At 64.0% G+C, this 564-nt stretch carries 1 protein-coding gene; it reads right to left on the minus strand.

What is annotated here, in order from left to right:
* Window positions 1-564 (minus strand): VIT1/CCC1 transporter family protein (locus AABE20_RS11280; RefSeq protein ID WP_338333154.1); only part of this gene is annotated, 564 nt, incomplete at both ends.

Consider the following 564-nt stretch of genomic DNA (forward strand, 5'->3'; position numbering starts at 1 on the left):
ACACGCAGTGCTGGGCGCAGAGGCGCTGCGCCGCCGGCAATCGCGCCAACGACCCCCAGAACAGCGAGAAGCACGACGGACGTCAAGGACACGCCCCAGGATACCCACGCCACGGGGGCCAGAACAGCTGCCAGCACGGGCAGTAATGCTCCGGATGAAAAGGCGGTTGCCGAGGCGAATGCCGCCTGTATGGGTCGTGCCGCCGTGGCCTCGGACAAACCCAGTTCATCCCTTGCATGGGCACCGAGCGCATCATGCTTCATGAGGGCAACGGCGACCTTGCGCGAGAGGTCTTCATCCAGCCCTCTCTTCTGATAAATCCCGGCCAGTTCGGTGACTTCGCCCTCCCAGTCCGTGACCAGTTCCTGTTTCTCGCGGGCGATGTCGGCGTGTTCAGAATCGGCCTGGGAACTGACCGAGACATACTCGCCCGCCGCCATGGAGAGGGCGCCTGCGACAAGTGCGGACAAACCCGCGATGAGAATGCTGCCGCGTGTCGCATGAGAACTGGCAACGCCGACGATGAGGCTGCCGGTCGACAGCGTTCCGTCATTGGCGCCGAGA

Origin of the sequence: Acetobacter zythi (genome assembly GCF_963921165.1) — a bacterium.
Lineage (GTDB): Bacteria > Pseudomonadota > Alphaproteobacteria > Acetobacterales > Acetobacteraceae > Acetobacter.